Annotated in this window: 15 protein-coding genes, 1 tRNA gene and 1 pseudogene; 10 read left to right on the plus strand and 7 right to left on the minus strand. The window is 70.7% G+C overall.

Annotated elements, in window-relative coordinates; genetic code table 11:
• Positions 1–127: 127 nt before the first annotated feature.
• Positions 128–957, plus strand: a pseudogene (locus ACZ61E_RS13920) (IS5 family transposase).
• Positions 958–1,047: 90 nt separating this feature from the next.
• On the opposite strand, the gene ACZ61E_RS13925 reads toward ACZ61E_RS13920, so the two are convergent.
• Both ACZ61E_RS13925 and ACZ61E_RS13930 read right to left on the minus strand, forming a co-directional pair.
• Positions 1,048–1,121, minus strand: a tRNA-Pro gene (locus ACZ61E_RS13925).
• Positions 1,122–1,206: 85 nt separating this feature from the next.
• Positions 1,207–2,145, minus strand: coding sequence for a metallophosphoesterase (locus ACZ61E_RS13930; RefSeq protein ID WP_469699876.1), 939 nt, complete (start codon positions 2,143–2,145; stop codon positions 1,207–1,209).
• 141 nt (positions 2,146–2,286) lie between these two features.
• Between ACZ61E_RS13930 and ACZ61E_RS13935 the strand changes: the two genes are divergently transcribed.
• A complete protein-coding gene (locus tag ACZ61E_RS13935; RefSeq protein ID WP_469699877.1) occupies positions 2,287–2,754 on the plus strand; it encodes a GatB/YqeY domain-containing protein in 468 nt (155 codons plus the stop codon).
• Between the two features lie 251 nt (positions 2,755–3,005).
• Here the strand turns inward: ACZ61E_RS13935 and ACZ61E_RS13940 are convergent, their stop codons facing one another.
• Entirely contained in the window at positions 3,006–5,270 is a 2,265-nt protein-coding gene (locus tag ACZ61E_RS13940; protein ID WP_469699878.1) for a transglycosylase domain-containing protein, read from the minus strand.
• 408 nt (positions 5,271–5,678) lie between these two features.
• On the opposite strand from ACZ61E_RS13940, the gene ACZ61E_RS13945 reads away from it, so the two are divergent.
• Positions 5,679–6,056 carry a WhiB family transcriptional regulator gene (locus ACZ61E_RS13945; protein WP_187280032.1) on the plus strand — a complete coding sequence of 126 codons (378 nt, stop codon included), beginning with the start codon at positions 5,679–5,681 and terminating at the stop codon, positions 6,054–6,056.
• 394 nt (positions 6,057–6,450) lie between these two features.
• Here ACZ61E_RS13945 and bagB read toward each other — a convergent pair whose 3' ends face one another.
• Complete coding sequence (bagB, locus tag ACZ61E_RS13950; protein WP_469699879.1) at positions 6,451–7,824, minus strand: ATPase BagB; 1,374 nt, start codon at positions 7,822–7,824, stop codon at positions 6,451–6,453.
• The gene (gene bagA, locus ACZ61E_RS13955) at positions 7,824–8,783 is read right to left on the minus strand and encodes an ATPase BagA (RefSeq protein WP_469699880.1); all 960 of its coding nucleotides are present in this window, start codon (positions 8,781–8,783) and stop codon (positions 7,824–7,826) included. Before bagA ends, bagB begins: the two co-directional genes overlap by 1 nt.
• A 95-nt stretch (positions 8,784–8,878) precedes the next feature.
• On the opposite strand from bagA, the gene ACZ61E_RS13960 reads away from it, so the two are divergent.
• From ACZ61E_RS13960 to ACZ61E_RS13975, 4 genes are all read left to right on the plus strand, one after another.
• Positions 8,879–9,040 (plus strand): DUF4177 domain-containing protein, encoded by a 162-nt coding sequence (locus ACZ61E_RS13960; RefSeq protein ID WP_023539689.1) that lies wholly within the window; start codon positions 8,879–8,881, stop codon positions 9,038–9,040.
• The gene (locus ACZ61E_RS13965; protein ID WP_469699881.1) at positions 9,037–9,507 is read left to right on the plus strand and encodes a RidA family protein; all 471 of its coding nucleotides are present in this window, start codon (positions 9,037–9,039) and stop codon (positions 9,505–9,507) included. The genes ACZ61E_RS13960 and ACZ61E_RS13965 overlap by 4 nt, the downstream gene beginning before the upstream one ends.
• A gap of 304 nt (positions 9,508–9,811) precedes the next feature.
• Positions 9,812–10,693: an NUDIX hydrolase gene (locus ACZ61E_RS13970; protein WP_469699882.1), complete on the plus strand. Its 882-nt coding sequence runs from the start codon at positions 9,812–9,814 to the stop codon at positions 10,691–10,693.
• A complete protein-coding gene (locus ACZ61E_RS13975) occupies positions 10,690–11,535 on the plus strand; it encodes an MBL fold metallo-hydrolase (protein WP_469699883.1) in 846 nt (281 codons plus the stop codon). Before ACZ61E_RS13970 ends, ACZ61E_RS13975 begins: the two co-directional genes overlap by 4 nt.
• Positions 11,536–11,695: 160 nt before the next feature.
• Here ACZ61E_RS13975 and ACZ61E_RS13980 read toward each other — a convergent pair whose 3' ends face one another.
• Positions 11,696–12,370 (minus strand): Crp/Fnr family transcriptional regulator, encoded by a 675-nt coding sequence (locus tag ACZ61E_RS13980; protein ID WP_023539685.1) that lies wholly within the window; start codon positions 12,368–12,370, stop codon positions 11,696–11,698.
• Between the two features lie 313 nt (positions 12,371–12,683).
• Here ACZ61E_RS13980 and nth point away from each other — a divergent pair, with 313 nt between their 5' ends.
• From nth to ACZ61E_RS13995, 3 genes are all read left to right on the plus strand, one after another.
• Positions 12,684–13,607, plus strand: coding sequence for an endonuclease III (gene nth, locus ACZ61E_RS13985; RefSeq protein ID WP_469699884.1), 924 nt, complete (start codon positions 12,684–12,686; stop codon positions 13,605–13,607).
• A 165-nt stretch (positions 13,608–13,772) separates the two neighbouring features.
• Positions 13,773–14,624 carry an NUDIX hydrolase gene (locus ACZ61E_RS13990; RefSeq protein WP_469699885.1) on the plus strand — a complete coding sequence of 284 codons (852 nt, stop codon included), beginning with the start codon at positions 13,773–13,775 and terminating at the stop codon, positions 14,622–14,624.
• Between the two features lie 126 nt (positions 14,625–14,750).
• Positions 14,751–15,950: a MarP family serine protease gene (locus ACZ61E_RS13995; protein ID WP_469699886.1), complete on the plus strand. Its 1,200-nt coding sequence runs from the start codon at positions 14,751–14,753 to the stop codon at positions 15,948–15,950.
• A gap of 246 nt (positions 15,951–16,196) precedes the next feature.
• Here the strand turns inward: ACZ61E_RS13995 and ACZ61E_RS14000 are convergent, their stop codons facing one another.
• Positions 16,197–16,376, minus strand: coding sequence for a hypothetical protein (locus ACZ61E_RS14000; RefSeq protein WP_469699887.1), 180 nt, complete (start codon positions 16,374–16,376; stop codon positions 16,197–16,199).
• Positions 16,377–16,521: the final 145 nt, after the last annotated feature.

Raw genomic sequence — 16,521 nt, forward strand, 5'->3', positions numbered from 1 at the left:
TTCCTAGACAGCTCCCACCACACCGGAGGTCTTCGCCATGATCAAGACCTACCGAGCGTCAACAACGCTCATGAGCAATACACCTAGGCCGTGTCCGTAAAGTCGATGGCTCGTTGCTCCGTTTGTGGTGTGTAGGCATGAACTGACGGATGAGTCGTGGGCGTTGATCGGGCCGTTATTGGCGCCGGGTCGTATGAGTCGGCCTGTGCGGGACCGGTGCCAGGTCGTGAACGGGATCTTGTGGAAGCTGTCCACCGGGGCCGCCTGGCGGGATCTGCCGGAAAGGTACGGGCCGTGGAAGACGGTCTACGAACGCTTCCGGCACTGGTCTGCCGACGGCACCTGGGACCGTCTGCCGGCCTATGTCCAGCAGCACTCCGACGCTGTCGGCCAGGTCGACTGGACGATCATCTGCGTCGACTCGACGACGGTGCGGGCCCATCAACATGCGGCCGGCGCCCGAAAAGGGGACCCTGGGAAGGGGAAGCCCTCGGCCGGTCGCGCGGCGGGCTGACCAGCAAGATCCACCTGGCCTGCGACGGACAGGGCCGGCCCCTCGCGTTCACGCTGACCGGCGGGAACGTGAATGACTGCACCCAGTTCGAGGCGGTCATGGACCGGATCAGGATCGCCCGGCCGGGATCGGGCAGGCCCCGGACCCGGCCCGACCGCGTGGCTGCGGACAAGGGCTACTCACCTCGGAAGATCCGCGCCTACCTGCGGCGACGCGGCATCGCCTGCACCATCCCCGAGCGGATCGACCAGATCAACGGCCGCATCCGCCGCGGCGAGGCCCGCTGCCGCCTCGACCGGGCCGCCTACCGCAGGCGCAACGTCGTCGAACGCTGCTTCAGCCTGCTCAAACAGAACCGGGCCCTGGCCACCCGCTACGACAAACGCGCCCGCCACTACCAAGCCATGGTCACCATCGCCTGCCTTCAACTCTGGCTCCCATGACTCTCCGGACACCCCCTAGCCCCACCCCCGAAAACACCCCAGGGACCCGACCCGCAATGCGGATCATGCCCCTGAGCTGGCGTTTTACTGTCGGGGTGGCGGGATTTGAACCCACGACCTCTTCGTCCCGAACGAAGCGCGCTGCCAAGCTGCGCTACACCCCGATGTCGCCCGTGTCGCTGCGACATCGATTACTTTAGCCCACCGGCGGCCGCAGGCGAAATCCGGTTTAGGGGCGGGAGCGCGGGGTCAGCGGGGTGGGGTGAGGGTCAGGAGCGTGGCCTCCGGGGGGCAGGCGAAGCGGACCGGGGTGTAGCGGTTCGTGCCGCAGCCCGCAGAGACGTGGAGGTAGGCCGTGTGGCCCCCGGCGTCGTACGTCGAGAGGCCCCGCGCGCGGGCCGTGTCCAGGTCGCAGTTGGTGACCAGGGCGCCGTAGAACGGGATGCGGAGCTGGCCGCCGTGTGTGTGACCGCCCAGGATCAGGGGGTAACCGTCCGAGGTGAACGCCTCCAGCGTGCGGAGGTACGGCGCGTGGACCACACCGATCGACAGGTCCGCGTCGGGCTCCGGGCCACCCGCGACCTCCGCGTACCGGTCGCGCTTGATGTGCGGGTCGTCGACGCCCGTGAGGGCGATCTCGTGGCCGTCGATCTTGAGTCGGCCGCGGGCGTTGGTGAGCCCCACCCAGCCCGCCTCGTCGAATGCGTCGCGCATCGGCTCCCACAGGTTGTGGACGACGTTGACGGCCGGTGCGTTGCCGTTCAGGCCGTGCCTGCCCTGGGCCTTCTCGTAGATGTAGCGCGCCGGGTTGCGCAGTGCGGGGCCGTAGTAGTCGTTGGAGCCGAAGACATAGACGCCCGGGAACTCCATCAGCGGGCCGAGCGCGTCGAGCACCTCCGGTACGCCCTCCGGGTCCGAGAGGTTGTCGCCGGTGTTCACGACGAAGTCGGGGCGCAGGCCGGCCAGGGAGCGGAGCCAGCGCTGCTTCTTGCGCTGGCCGCTGACCATGTGGATGTCCGAGACATGGAGGATCCGAAGCGGTCGCATGCCCTCCGGCAGTACGGGGACGGACACCCGTCGCAGCCGGAAGGAGCGGGCCTCGAAACCGGCGGCGTAGGCGAGGCCGGCCGCCCCGACGGCCGCGATTCCCGCGGTGACTTTCAGGGGGACTCCGTAGCGTGCGCGCATGGTGTTCATGGTCGCAGACCCGCACTGTCCACGTGGTCGCGCCCTCGATGATCCGATGACCGCCGTACGGGGGCCGCGGGGGCCCCGTGGCGCCGGAAAACTCCTCGGCGGACCTTGGGCCGTACCTGACACACTGTCCGCATGACGACGCTCAAGTCCAAGCTGCACGACGACCTCATCGCCGCGATCAGGGCGCGCGACGAGCTGCGTTCCGCCACCCTCCGGCTGACCCTCGCCGCGATCTCCAAGGAGGAGGTCTCCGGCAAGTCGGCGCGTGAGCTCTCCGACGACGAGGTGCAGAAGGTGATCGCCAAGGAGGCCAAGAAGCGCCGGGAGGCGGCCGAGGCATTCGCGCAGGGCGGGCGGACCGAGCAGGCCGAGCGGGAGAAGGCGGAGGGCGTACTGCTCGACGCGTACCTGCCGCAGCAGCTGAGCGACGAGGAGCTCGACGGGATCGTGACGCAGGCCGTCGGCGAGGCGAAGGCCGCGGGCGCCGAGGGGCCGCGGGCGATGGGCGCCGTCATGAAGATCGTCGGGCCGAAGGTCGCGGGTCGTGCCGAGGGTGGTCGCGTCGCCGCCGCGGTCAAGCGGAGCCTCGCCGCCGGCTGAGTACGGCCCCACATGCGCCGAGTACGGCCGGGGGCGTCGGGCCGGTGCACCCAGCCGCGCGCCCGGTCCACCGCCGCCTCGCATACGCGGGGCACGCCCGCATACGCCGAGCACGCCCGCATGTGCCGAGCGCGGCTCATACGCCGAGCACTCCCGCGTACGCGTAACGAGAGGGGCTCCCGGTCGATCGATTCCTCGATCCGGCCGGGAGCCCCTCTTCTGCGGTCTCGGCGGTTCTTACCGCCTACGGCCTAGCCGAACGTGCCCGGGAAGTCCGGGAACGGGTTCCCGCCGTCGTTCCCCCCGTTGCCGTTCCCGCCCGGCCTCCCGGGGCCCTGGCCCGGGTCCTGGTCGCCGTTGCCCCCGTCACCGCCCCCGTCGCCGTTGCCCTCGCCGCCGTTCCCGCCGTTGTCACCGCCGCCGTTGTCGCCCGGCCGGTCACGGCCCTTGTCCTTGTCCTTCTCAGGATCCGGGATGTCGACGTTGTTGAACCCGGGCGCTTCCCTGCCGTCCAGCGCCCCGCCCATCGCGTCGCGCCAGATCGGTCCGGGCACGGCGCCACCGAAGACCTTGTCGTGGTACCGGCCGCCGATGGTGATGTCCACCATCTTCTTCTTGTGCGCCGGGTCGCCGACCCACACCGCGCCCGCCATGTTCGGCGTGTAGCCCACGAACCACGCGGCCAGCCGGAAGTCGGTGGTACCGGTCTTGCCCGCGCTCGGCCTGCTGCCGAGGCCCGCCTCCTGGCCCGTACCGTCCTCGACCACACCCGCCAGCAGTGTGTTTATCGTGTCCGCCGTCTTCTCCGACATCGCCCGCGAGCAGGTCGACTTCGGGACGTCCATCTCCTTGCCGTTGGGGCCGGTGATGGACGAGATGGCGATCGGGGAGCAGTACGTGCCGCGGTTGGCGAACGTCGCGTACCCCGACGCCATGGTGAGCGGCGACATCTCCTGCGTGCCCAGCGTGATCGACGGGACCTGGTCGATCGCCTTGCCGTTGGCCCGCTCGACGCCCATCTTCCGGGCCAGCTCGGTCACCGGGCAGACACCGATCTGGCTGATCAGCTCGACGAAGTAGGTGTTGACCGACTTGGCGGTCGCCTCCTTCATCCCGTACGGGCCGACCTCGGTCTCGTTCTCGTTCTCGACCGGGACACCCTGGTCCGTCCACGGGCCCCGGCACGTCTGTACGGGGCTCGGGTAGTCCATCTGGTACGGCGACGCGTACGACTGCGTCGGCTGAATGCCCTGCTCCAGGGCCGCCGCCGCGACGATGGGCTTGAAGGTCGATCCCGGCTGGTAGCCGGCGCCGCCGCCCATGTCCTCGTCGACCGAGAGGTTGATGTAGGTCTCGCTCTTGCCGCCGCCGTACGGCCGCGACTGCCCCATGGCCAGGATCTTGCCGGTACCCGGCTCGACGATCGACAGGGCGGTGGCGACCTCGTCCGTCTTGTAGACGTGCTTCTTGATCGACTCCTGTGCCGATTCCTGCGCCTGCGGGTCGAGCGTCGTCCGGACGGTCAGACCGCCCTGGTTCCAGATCTTGGCCCGGTCCTCCTGCGTCTTGCCGAAGGAGGCGTCGGTGAGGAACACCTTCCGTACGTAGTCGCAGAAGAAGCCCGCGCCCTTGACCGCCGTGATGCAGCCGTTCTTGGGACGGCTCACCTTCAGATTGATGTCGGTCTTCTTGGCGCGGTCCGCCTCGGCCTGCGAGATGTCCTTCACGTCGGCCATGCGCTGGATCACGATGTTGCGGCGCTCGGTCGCCTCGTCCGTGTTGTTCACCGGGTCGTACCGGCTCGGCGACTGCACGAGGCCGGCCAGCAGCGCCGCCTCCTCCAGCTTCAGGTCCTTCGCCGACTTGGAGAAGTAGCGGTGCGAGGCGGCCTCGACGCCGTACGCCTGCTGCCCGAAGAAGGTGATGTTCAGATAGTTCTCGAGGATCTTCTTCTTGCCCAGCTCCTCCTCGACCTGGATCGCGAACTTCAGCTCGCGGATCTTGCGGCCGATGGTCTGCTGGGTGGCCTGGGCGACCTTGTCGGGGTCGTCGCCGGCCTCTTCCACGAAGACGTTCTTCACGTACTGCTGGGTGAGGGTCGACGCGCCCTGGGAGACGCCGCCCGACTGCGCGTTCCGGTTCGCCGCGCGCAGAACGCCCTTGAGGTCGACCGCCCCGTGCTCGTAGAAGCGCGAGTCCTCGATCGCGACGATCGCCTTCTGCATGTACGGCGACATGTCGGTGAGCGGCACGACCGTGCGGTCACGTGAGTAGACGGTGGCGATCTGGCCGCCGTCCTTGTCGAGGATCGTGGTGCGCTGACTGAGCGGCGGCGTCTTGAGATTGGCCGGGATCTCGTCGAATCCCTCGACCGTGCCCTTGGCCGCGAGGCCCAGAACTCCGAAAGCGGGCAGGGCGATTCCCGCCAGCACCGCTCCCGCGAGCACACTGACACCGAGGAACTTGGCGGCCTGCTGGGTCCCGGTCAGACCACCGCCGGAGCGCTTCTTTGGCATGCGAGCAGCCTACGTTGTCATTCGCCGGACACACATAAAGGCTCTGGCCTAAGCTGCACTCAACTGTCACAGCAGTGCGGTTCCGTATCAAGTCCCCGACGTGGACATCCGGCGAACCAGGTTCCGCCGCCGACGCGTTGGGGCCCTGCCCGATTCCGCCGCGTATGTCGTCTTACGCCCGTTGTGCCTCAACTGAAACGCCCCGATCTGCCGGGGTTCGTCGCGGATGTCCTCGGGTCACTCCCCTGGGTGATCTGCCGCGTACGCATAGTCCGTTCGGGCCATTCAAGATTGGGCCCGAAGGGGGTGTTGCGCTGTGCCCACCTTCCGTAACGTCCTCAACTGGCAGCGGTGAATATGCCGCTTCCGCCGTGGGGGAGCCTCGATTCGGGAGAGGACGGCGCCGGGATGGGCTGGGTAACCGACTGGAGTGCGCAAGCAGCATGCCGCACTACCGATCCGGATGAATTGTTCGTACAGGGCGCAGCGCAGAACAGGGCCAAGGCGGTGTGCACCGGATGCCCGGTGCGGACGGAGTGCCTGGCCGACGCGCTGGACAACCGCGTCGAATTCGGCGTGTGGGGCGGAATGACCGAGCGGGAGCGACGCGCATTGCTGCGCAGACGCCCCACTGTCACCTCTTGGCGACGGCTGCTCGAAACCGCACGCACCGAGTACGAGCGCAGCGCGGGCATTCTGCCCGCCGGCCTTGAGGACGACGACGAGACGTACGGCTCGCGCCATTACGCCGACGTCATCGACGAGACATGGGCGGCGGTGGGGTAGGCCGCCGTACGGGCGCGGCGGACGCGCGCACCCACACACCTGCGGGTAGCAGGTCGTCGGCGCGCCGGTCACCACGGGGCCGGTCGCGCACGACCGCTCGCCACCGCGCGGTCCGCACCGCGCGGCCGTCGACGCGGGCCTGTCCTCGCGGCGGCCCGCTGGACGGACAGCGCTGCCCGTTGCGTGGACAGGGCGGTGCGCGGAGTACGTCCGTCCCCGAGGGCCCGGTGGGCGAACCGCCGGTCGCCCAAACTGCCCCGGCCCGGGCGCCAAGGTCGGCCACGGGCCGGTTCGTTACGGACCGAGGGCCGTACGGCTACGGTCACCTGTCTGCGGGCAACCTGTCTGCGGTCGGGTGCTGACGGTCGGGTGCCGACGGGCACACGCCGTTCGGTCATGAGGTCCCGGGCACCGGCTCCTCGCCCGCGAGGCGGATGCCGATGGTCCGGAGCCCTGCGAGGTCGTGCACATCGCCGGGCAGTGCCGTGACCTCGGCCACGGGCACTTCGGGGTGGAGCGCGGTGAAGCGGTCGCGTGTGCGCTGCTCACGCTTGAGTACCTGCATACGTTCCGCGTGCAGACGCAGCAGACCGGCCGTCAGTTGATTGACCGACGGCGGTTCGGTCGGTGATTCGGAGCGCGACGGTTCTGAGAGCGAAGGTTCTGAAAGCGACGGCTCGGCCGTCTGCGACTTGTCGTGCTTCTGCGATTTCTTGGGCGGCTCGGGCGTGCGGGATGCCTCTGGGGCTTCGGGGGCGTCGGGAGATGAGCCCGCGGGGGCAGCGGCCTCACGAACTCGATCCTTCCCGCGGCCCTGATCCACAATGCGGCCCTCTTCAAGATTTTCCGCGGCGGCCCGCGCCCGCTCCGCCGACAGCCGGGCGGCCCCGCTGCCGTGCACACGGTTGAGGACGAGACCGGCGAGCGGCATCCCCTCCGCGGCGAGCCGTTCCACGAAGTACGCCGCTTCGCGCAGCGCGTCCCGCTCCGGCGCGGCGACGACGAGGAACGCCGTGCCGGGCGCCTGGAGCAGCCGGTACGTCGCGTCGGCGCGCGTGCGGAAACCGCCGAACATCGTGTCCATGGCGGCCACGAACGTCTGCACGTCACGCAGGAATTGGCCGCCCAGCAGCTTCCCCAGGGTGCCGGTCATCATCGACATCCCGACGTTCAGGAACTTCATCCCGGCCCGGCCGCCCATCTTCGCCGGGGCCATCAGCAACCGGATGAACTTGCCGTCCAGGAAGGAGCCGAGCCGCTTCGGCGCGTCCAGGAAGTCCAGCGCGGAGCGCGAGGGCGGGGTGTCGACGACGATCAGGTCCCACTCGTCGCGGGCCCGCAGCTGCCCCAGCTTCTCCATCGCCATGTACTCCTGCGTGCCCGCGAACCCGGCCGACAGGGACTGGTAGAAGGGGTTCTCCAGGATGGCCCGGGCCCGCTCGGGGTCGGCGTGCGCCTCGACGATCTCGTCGAAGGTGCGCTTCATGTCGAGCATCATCGCGTGCAGTTCACCGCTGCCCTCGATGCCCTTGACCTGCCGCGGGGTGTTGTCGAGCGAGTCGATGCCCATGGACTGGGCGAGCCGGCGGGCCGGGTCGATGGTCAGCACGACCACCTTCCGGCCGCGCTCCGCGGCCCGTACGCCGAGAGCCGCCGCCGTCGTCGTCTTGCCCACGCCGCCGGAGCCGCAGCAGACGATGATGCGCGTCTGCGGGTCGTCGAGCAGCGGATCGACTTCGAGCGGGGCCGCCGCCGGGTCCAGAGTCATCAGACCTCCCCAAGATTCCTTAGCTCCCCCGCCAGGCGGTACAGACCGGCGAGGTCCATCCCCTCGCCGATCAGGGGGAGTTCGTACGTGGGCAGCCCGAGCCGCGCCAGCAGGGCCCGCTGTTCGCGCTCCAGCTCCACGCGCTGGGCGTGTTCGGCGGCCTGCTCCAGGAGCGGGCCGACGAGCTTCGTGGGCGCGCTGACGCCGGCCGCCGCGAGCGCCTTGGTGACCTCCTTGCGGCGGTCGCCAGCCACGCCGTTGACCGCCTCCTCGTCGAGGACGTGCGGTCGCACCATGTTCACGATGACCTTGCCGACGGGCAGTTCGGCGCCGCGCAGCTCGCCGACGCCGTCGGCGGTCTCCTGGACGGGCATCTCCTCAAGAAGGGTCACCAGATGCACCGCGGTGCCGGGCGACTTGAGCACCCGCATCACGGCCTGGGCCTGGTTGTATATCGGCCCTATCTTCGCGAGCCCGGCCACCTCGTCGTTCACGTTGAGGAAGCGGGTGATGCGGCCGGTGGGCGGGGCGTCCATCACGACGTAGTCGTAGATGAACCGGCCCCGCTTGTCGCGGCGGCGTACGGCCTCGCACGCCTTGCCCGTCAGCAGGACGTCCCGGACGCCCGGCGCGATGGTGGTGGCGAAGTCGATGGCGCCGATCTTCTTCAGGGCGCGGCCGGCGCTGCCGAGCTTGTAGAACATCTGGAGGTAGTCGAGGAGCGCGCGCTCGGCGTCGATGGCCAGCGCGTACACCTCGCCGCCGCCAGGGGCGACGGCGATCTTCCGTTCTTCGTAGGGAAGCGCCTCCGTTTCGAAGAGCTGTGCGATGCCCTGTCTGCCCTCGACCTCTACCAGGAGGGTGCGTTTGCCCTCCGTCGCGAGGGCGAGCGCGAGGGCGGCGGCGACCGTCGTCTTACCGGTGCCCCCCTTGCCGCTGACGACCTGGAGCCTGCTCACACATTCGAGCCTAACCAGTCGGACCGCGCGCTACGCACGAGGCCGTCAACGGGCTCCGTACGAGGTCCTCGCGCGGTGCCGATACAGTCGGGCCCATGACGAAGTGGGAATACGCGACGGTGCCTCTCCTCGTGCACGCGACGAAGCAGATCCTGGACACCTGGGGCGAGGACGGCTGGGAGCTCGTCCAGGTCATTCCGGGTCCCAACAACCCCGAGCAGCTGGTGGCCTATCTGAAGCGAGAGAAGTCCGCGTGAGCGGCGAGGTGGAGGCGGCTCTCGCCGGACTGGGGCTGACGGTCCCGCAGGTCGTACCGCCACTCGCGGCGTACCAGCCGGCCGTGCGCTCCGGCGTGTACGTCTACACGGCGGGGCAGCTCCCGATGGTGGAGGGCAAGCTTCCGGTGACCGGCAAGGTCGGTGCCGAGGTGACGCCCGAGGAGGCCAAGGACCTCGCGCGGGTCTGCGCGCTCAACGCGCTGGCCGCCGTGAAGTCGGTCGCCGGTGATCTGGACCGCGTCGCGCGCGTCGTCAAGGTCACGGGATTCGTCGCCTCCGCCCCGGACTTCACGGGCCAGCCCGCGGTCCTCAACGGAGCGAGCGAGCTGTTCGGCCAGGTCTTCGGCGACAAGGGCGTGCACGCGCGCAGCGCGGTCGGTGTGGCCGTCCTGCCGCTGGACGCACCGGTCGAGATCGAGATCCAGGTCGAGCTGGCCGCGGACTGACGGCCCGGTCACGGACCGAACGGCGGCGCCTCGCGGGACCGCCCGGCGGGAGGCGCGGAGTTCTCCGCGCCTCGCCCGCCGGGCTGCTCGTGCGTCCCGGTCCCCGGCACGCCGCTCGGCGCGCGACACCCGGCCCGGCACTTCTCCCCGTACCCGCCCCGGAGGGGCACGGGGACGCCGTCTGCCCCGCGCCGCGGGCGGACGGCGCCGGACGGGCCCTCGGGCCGCTGCCGCCCGTGCCAGGGCCTCGGGCCCCAGGGCAGTGGCTCTCGAACATCGCTCGGGAAGCCCGTAGCATCCCGGCATGTCCAATGGTCAGTGGTTCCCGCCCGAGTGGTCCGGCCGCATCCGCGCGCTCGCCAGGGGCGAGCTCAGCGTGGCCCCGGCGCGGCGGGCCTCGACCGTGATGCTGCTGCGTGACGACGCCGGCGGACCTTCCGTACACATGCTGCGCCGGCGCACCTCCATGGCCTTCGCCGGAGGCGCGTACGCGTATCCGGGCGGCGGCGTCGATCCGCGCGACGACGACCGGCTCGTCCGCTGGGCGGGGCCGGGGCGGGACGTGTGGGCGCGGCGGCTCGGCGTCGACGCGGCGTCCGCGCAGGCCGTCGTCTGCGCGGCGGTGCGCGAGACGTACGAGGAGGCCGGGGTCCTGCTCGCGGGGGAGACGGCCGGGACCGTCGTCGGCGACACCACCGGGGACGACTGGGAGGCGGACCGCGCCGCTCTCGTCGACCGTGAGCTGTCCTTCGCGGAGTTCCTGGACCGGCGCGGGCTGACGCTGCGCAGCGACCTGCTGGCCGCGTGGACCCGGTGGATCACTCCCGAGTTCGAGCCGAAGCGGTACGACACCTGGTTCTTCGTCGCCGCGCTGCCGGCCGGGCAGCGTACGCGCAACGCTTCTACGGAGGCCGACCGGACGGTGTGGATCCGGCCCGCGGAAGCGGCGCTCGGATACGACCGGGGCGAGCTGCTGATGATGCCGCCCACTGTCGCGACCCTGCGCCAGCTCCAGCCGTACGGTTCCGCCGCCGAGGCGCTCGAAGCGGCCGCCGGGCGGGATCTCGCGCCCGTGCTGGCGAAGCCGAGGGTGGAGGGCGACGAGGTGGTGCTCGCCTGGCCCGGCCAGGAGGAGTTCACCAAGCGCGTGCCACTGCGCGTACCGCTGGGGGGTGGCGACCGATGACCGACGCCGCCGCCCTGCCGGGCCAGCCGCGCGGAGGCGTCCTCTCGGGCGCCGCGACGGCCCGCGCGGTCAACGTGCTCGCGCCCAATCCGTCCGCGATGACCCTGGACGGCACGAACACCTGGATCGTCTCCGAGCCGGACTCCCCGCTCGCCGTCGTCATCGACCCCGGTCCGCTCGACGAGGCGCATCTTCAGGAGGTCGTCGCCACCGCCGAGCGCGCGGGCAAGCGCGTCGCGCTGACCCTCCTCACCCACGGTCACGCGGACCACGCGGAGGGCGCGGCGCGCTTCGCCGAGCTGACGCGCACGGCCGTACGGGCCCTGGACCCGGCCCTGCGTCTCGGCGACGAGGGGCTGGCGGCCGGTGACGTCGTCACGGAGGGCGGGCTGGAGCTGCGCGTCGTGGCGACCCCCGGGCACACCTCGGACTCGCTCTGCTTCCATCTGCCGGCCGACCGCGCGGTACTGACGGGCGACACGGTCCTCGGCCGCGGTACGACGATGGTGGCCCACCCGGACGGCAGGCTCGGCGACTACGTCGACTCGCTGCGGCGGCTGCGCTCGCTGACCGTGGACGACGGCGTCCACACGGTGCTGCCGGGGCACGGGCCCGTACTGGAGGACGCCCAGGGTGCGGTGGAGTACTACCTCGCGCACCGGGCCAGCCGGCTCGCGCAGGTCGAGACGGCGGTGGAGAACGGCTTCCGCTCGCCGGCGGAGATCGTGGCGCACGTGTACGGAGGCAGCGGCGTCGACCGGTCCCTGTGGCCGGCGGCGGAACTCTCGGTGCGGGCGCAGCTGGAGTACCTGCGGGAGCACGGGCTGATTTCCGGTCCGTAGCGGCCGGGCCGCCGCCGGGCCGGCCGGTCAGCTGTCGGGCCGGCCGATCCGTGGCCGGGCCGGCCGGGCCGCCGCCGGGCCGCCGGGCTCGTTCCCAGGAGGATCCGTCACTCGCCGGGCGGGCCGCCGTCCGCGGCCCGCCCGACGGCGGCGGTACCGGTCAGCGCGAGCGCTTCGCGAGACGTTCGACGTCCAGCAGGATCACCGCGCGGGCCTCCAGGCGGAGCCAGCCGCGCTGGGCGAAGTCGGCGAGCGCCTTGTTGACCGTCTCGCGGGACGCGCCGACCAGCTGGGCCAGCTCCTCCTGCGTGAGGTCGTGGACGACGTGGATGCCTTCCTCCGACTGCACGCCGAAGCGGCGCGACAGGTCCAGCAGCGCACGGGCGACGCGGCCCGGTACGTCCGAGAAGACCAGGTCGGACATCTGGTCGTTCGTCTTGCGCAGGCGCCGGGCGACGGCGCGCAGCAGTGCGGTGGCCACCTCGGGGCGGGCGTTCAGCCAGGGCTGGAGGTCGCCGTGGCCGAGACCGAGGAGCTTGACCTCGGTGAGCGCGCTCGCGGTGGCGGTGCGCGGGCCCGGGTCGAAGAGCGACAGCTCACCGATCAGCTCGCCGGGGCCGAGGACGGCCAGCATGTTCTCCCGGCCGTCGGGGGACGTGCGGTGCAGTTTGACCTTGCCCTCGGTGACCACATAGAGGCGGTCGCCGGGGTCGCCCTCGTGGAACAGCGCGTCGCCGCGGGCGAGCGTCGTCTCACTCATCGAGGCGCGGAGCTCCGCGGCCTGCTCGTCGTCGAGCGCCGCGAAGAGCGGGGCACGTCGTAGAACGTCGTCCACGAATTCTCTCCTTGTCGACCTGCTCAGGGGACCTTCGGTCACCATGATGCCGGACGTGCTGCCTGTTCACGGGTGGCTCGGGCCGGCGGCGACTCTGTCTCCGTACCGGGCGCCCATTGTCGAAAACGTGCGATCAGTCACAAGTTTGACGTACAGCGGCCCCCGGCCGTGCCCCGGGGCCCGATTCGGGTGGTGATCGGCCGGGGCCGGGGCGGATGTCAGTGCCGGGCTCTACGCTGGCCGGGTGTCCAACTCGCCGGTGAGAGGGCAGCCCAAGGGAGCTGGAAGAGTGTCACCGAAGCAGAATTCCGCTGTGGGCGAACAGCCTTCCGCGAAGTCGAACAAAGCCGCAAAAGGCGCAAGCGCCAAGCCCGCAAGCGCCGAGTCCGCCGGGCCCGCCACAGCCGCGTCGCCCACGACAGCCGGGGCCACGAGAGCCAAACGGCCCAAGAGCGCCAAGCCGGAGTCCCGGCTGGCGATGGTCCGTCGCGCCCGCCGGACAAACCGTGAGCTGGCCGACGTCTATCCGTACGCCCACCCGGAGCTGGACTTCCGCGACCCCTTCGAGCTGCTCGTCGCCACGGTCCTGTCCGCCCAGACGACGGACCTGCGCGTCAATCAGACGACCCCCGCGCTCTTCGCGAAGTACCCGACGCCGGAGGACATGGCCGCCGCCGTGCCCGAGGAGCTGGAGGAGGTCATCCGGCCCACGGGGTTCTTCCGGGCCAAGGCGCGGTCCCTGATAGGGCTGTCGACGGCACTCCGCGACCGTTACGACGGCGAGGTGCCCGGCACGCTCAAGGACCTCGTGACGCTGCCCGGCGTGGGCCGCAAGACGGCCAATGTCGTGTTGGGCAACGCGTTCGGTGTCCCCGGCCTGACTGTCGACACCCACTTCGGGCGGCTCGTGCGCCGCTGGAAGTGGACCGACCAGGAGGACCCGGAGAAGGTCGAGGCGGAGATCGCCGCGATCTTCCCCAAGAGCGAGTGGACGATGCTCTCGCACCGGATCATCTTCCACGGACGCCGGGTCTGCCACTCCCGTAAACCGGCCTGTGGAGCCTGCCCGATCGCGCACCTCTGCCCTTCCTACGGAGAAGGCGAGACCGACCCGGAGAAGGCCAGGAAGCTGCTGAAGTACGAGATGGGCGGTTATCCGGGACAGCGGCTCTCCCCGCCGCCTGACTACCCGGGCAAGCCGGCGCCGCCCCTCGGCACGCCCGCCGGGGCCGAATGAGCGCCCGCGCGGTGAGCACGCGGCGGGCCGGATCCGTATCACCGGACAGGACAGCGGGCCACGGGAGCGGCCGGGCGGCAGAGGGCGGGCGGCGGAGGAAGGGCAGCGGCGCATGCGGCTGGAACGATCCGGGGGACGGCCGGCGTTGTACGTCGGGGGTTGCCGATGACACGAGCTGACACACATGGCGCACGCACCGCAGACACAGCAGGCACCGCACGCACCACAGAGACCTCACCCGCCGCACGAACGGGTGCCGCACGAACGGGCGCCCCAGGGTCGGGCGCCCCAGGGTCGGGTGCCGAACGGATCCACGACAACGCCACTCGAATCCACGACAGAGCCGTGACCGACATCCCCGTCACCACCGAGGGCCTGCCCGAATGGCTGAGCCCGGTGGTGCGCGCCATGCGGACCGTCGCACCGGAGCAGCTGAGCCGCTTCCTGCCGCCCAAGAACGGTTTCGGCCGCCAGTCCGCCGTCCTCGTCCTCTTCGGTGAGGGCACCCGAGGCCCCGAGCTGCTGCTCATGGAGCGGGCCAGCACCCTGCGCTCGCACGCCGGACAGGCGTCCTTCCCCGGCGGCGCCCTCGATCCGGAGGACGGCGATCCGGCGACGACCGGACCGCTGCGCGCCGCGCTGCGGGAGGCCGAGGAGGAGACCGGGCTCGACCCCACCGGTGTCCAGCTCTTCGGCGTGCTGCCCAAGCTGTACATCCCGGTGAGCGAGTTCGTCGTGACCCCGGTGCTCGGCTGGTGGCACACCCCCACCCCGGTCGGCGCGGTCGATCCCGCGGAGACCGCCCGTGTCTTCGCGGTGCCCGTGGCGGATCTCACGGACCCGGCCAACCGCGTGACGGCCACCCACCCCAGCGGGGTGCACAGCCCCGCGTTCACGGTGGCCTCGGCGCTCGTCTGGGGCTTCACCGCAGGGGTGATCGACCGCATTCTGCACTTCTCGGGCTGGGAGCGCCCCTGGGACCGCACCAAGGAGGTCCCGCTCGACCGGCGCTCATGACAGGCTTGCCCAATGGCTGTCGCGGCACGGTGACCCGGCGCCCGACAGCGATTCCGCCGCAGGTCCGGACCCCCACCCGACGGGGCGACGGGAGACGCATCAGCGAGGCTAGCGAGGCTATTGACGGTGAACGTGCTGGACATCCTGCTGCTGCTCGCCGCCGTGTGGTTCGCGATCGTGGGCTTTCGCCAGGGCTTCGTCGTGGGCATCCTGTCGGTGATCGGCTTCCTCGGCGGCGGTCTCGTCGCCGTCTATCTCCTCCCGTTGCTCTGGGACCAGATCACCGAGGACGCCGAGGTGACGACGACGGCCACGGTCGTCGCCGTGGTCGTCGTGATCGTCTGCGCCTCCGTGGGACAGGCGTTCACCACCCACCTCGGCAACAAGCTCCGCCGCTACATCACCTGGTCACCGGCGCGCGCCGTGGACGCGACGGGCGGCGCGCTCGTCAACGTCGTCGCCATGCTGCTGGTCGCCTGGCTGATCGGCTCCGCCCTCGCCGGGACGTCCCTGCCGACGCTCGGCAAGGAGGTCCGTAACTCCAAGGTCCTGCTGGGCGTCTCGCGGGTGATGCCGGGGCAGGCGGCCACCTGGTTCACCGGCTTCTCCTCCGTCCTCGCGCAGAACGGCTTCCCGCAGGTCTTCAGCCCGTTCGCCAACGAGCCGATCACCGCCGTCGACCCGCCGGACCCGGCGCTCGTCGGCAGCCCCGTCGCGGCCCGCGCGCAGCGCTCCATCGTCAAGGTGGTCGGTACGGCGCAGAGCTGCAGCAAGGTCCTCGAAGGCACCGGCTTCGTCTTCGCCGAGCGCCGTGTCATGACCAACGCGCACGTGGTGGGCGGTGTGGACGAGCCCACCGTCCAGATAGGCGGCGAGGGCCGGCTCTACGACGCAAAGGTCGTCCTGTACGACTGGGAGCGGGACATCGCCGTCCTCGACGTGCCCGACCTGCGCGCCCCGGTGCTCCAGTTCTCCGGCAAGGACGCCGTCAGCGGGGACGGCGCGATCGTCGCGGGCTTCCCGGAGAACGGCGCGTACGACGTGCGCTCGGCCCGTGTCCGGGGCCGTATCAACGCCAACGGCCCGGACATCTACCGGCGCGGAGAGGTCCGGCGCGACGTCTACTCGCTCTTCGCGACCGTCCGGCAGGGCAACTCCGGCGGCCCGCTGCTCACCACCGACGGCAAGGTGTACGGCGTGATCTTCGCCCGGTCGCTCGACGACCCCGACACCGGCTACGCCCTGACGGCGGACGAGATCCGCGAGGACATCGAGCTGGGCCGCACGGCCAACCAGCAGGTCGACAGCCAGGGATGCGCGCTGTAGGGGGCCGGGCCCCGCGCGGGGCGCCCTGACGACGGGCGGACAAGGGGACGGGCCGGGCCAGGAGATCCTGGTCCGGCCCGGCTCTGTCCTCCGATGGTCCGTGTCGCGTGCGCCAGTAATTCCGCCTACTTCGGGTCTTTCAGGTCTGCCAGGTCTTCGGTCTTCGTTCCGGTCATCGTTCCGGACGTGGTTCCGGCTTCGTTCCGGTACTCCTTCTCGCTCTCCCTGATCCCGATTCCGCCGTGCCTAGCCGCGTGGATGCCGCAGCCGTGCCGAGACCCAACGGGCCCTTCGGCGGAGAATCAATGGAATACCGAGTCGGAGATCATGGCCCTGATCCTCCGGGCCGCCCCTCTCGCGGGTGATCGGCACTGTGGCCGAGCGGCGGTTGCGTGCTGCGTCACCGTAGTCGTGCGTCCAGCCCATACACCGACGTGTGCCCGGGCCTCATGGTCGGTAATCGCTCACACCTCGGCCAATTGGCCTATGCGCCAGGCAATTGGCTGCTCGTCGTACGACTGTTCCTGAGGGGTCGCGTGAGCCGTCACGAACCGCGCCCGCGCGTCGCTGA

The organism is Streptomyces sp. NPDC104581 (genome assembly GCF_055583685.1).

Bases quoted from the DNA above. Each gene is read 5' to 3' on its own strand.
- ACZ61E_RS13930 (WP_469699876.1), bottom strand. From the start codon at position 2,145: ATGCGCGCACGCTACGGAGTCCCCCTGAAAGTCACCGCGGGAATCGCG.
- ACZ61E_RS13935 (WP_469699877.1), top strand. From the start codon at position 2,287: ATGACGACGCTCAAGTCCAAGCTGCACGACGACCTCATCGCCGCGATC.
- ACZ61E_RS13940 (WP_469699878.1), bottom strand. From the start codon at position 5,270: ATGCCAAAGAAGCGCTCCGGCGGTGGTCTGACCGGGACCCAGCAGGCC.
- ACZ61E_RS13945 (WP_187280032.1), top strand. From the start codon at position 5,679: ATGGGCTGGGTAACCGACTGGAGTGCGCAAGCAGCATGCCGCACTACC.
- bagB (WP_469699879.1), bottom strand. From the start codon at position 7,824: ATGACTCTGGACCCGGCGGCGGCCCCGCTCGAAGTCGATCCGCTGCTC.
- ACZ61E_RS13960 (WP_023539689.1), top strand. From the start codon at position 8,879: ATGACGAAGTGGGAATACGCGACGGTGCCTCTCCTCGTGCACGCGACG.
- ACZ61E_RS13970 (WP_469699882.1), top strand. From the start codon at position 9,812: ATGTCCAATGGTCAGTGGTTCCCGCCCGAGTGGTCCGGCCGCATCCGC.
- ACZ61E_RS13975 (WP_469699883.1), top strand. From the start codon at position 10,690: ATGACCGACGCCGCCGCCCTGCCGGGCCAGCCGCGCGGAGGCGTCCTC.
- ACZ61E_RS13990 (WP_469699885.1), top strand. From the start codon at position 13,773: ATGACACGAGCTGACACACATGGCGCACGCACCGCAGACACAGCAGGC.
- ACZ61E_RS14000 (WP_469699887.1), bottom strand. From the start codon at position 16,376: ATGGGCTGGACGCACGACTACGGTGACGCAGCACGCAACCGCCGCTCG.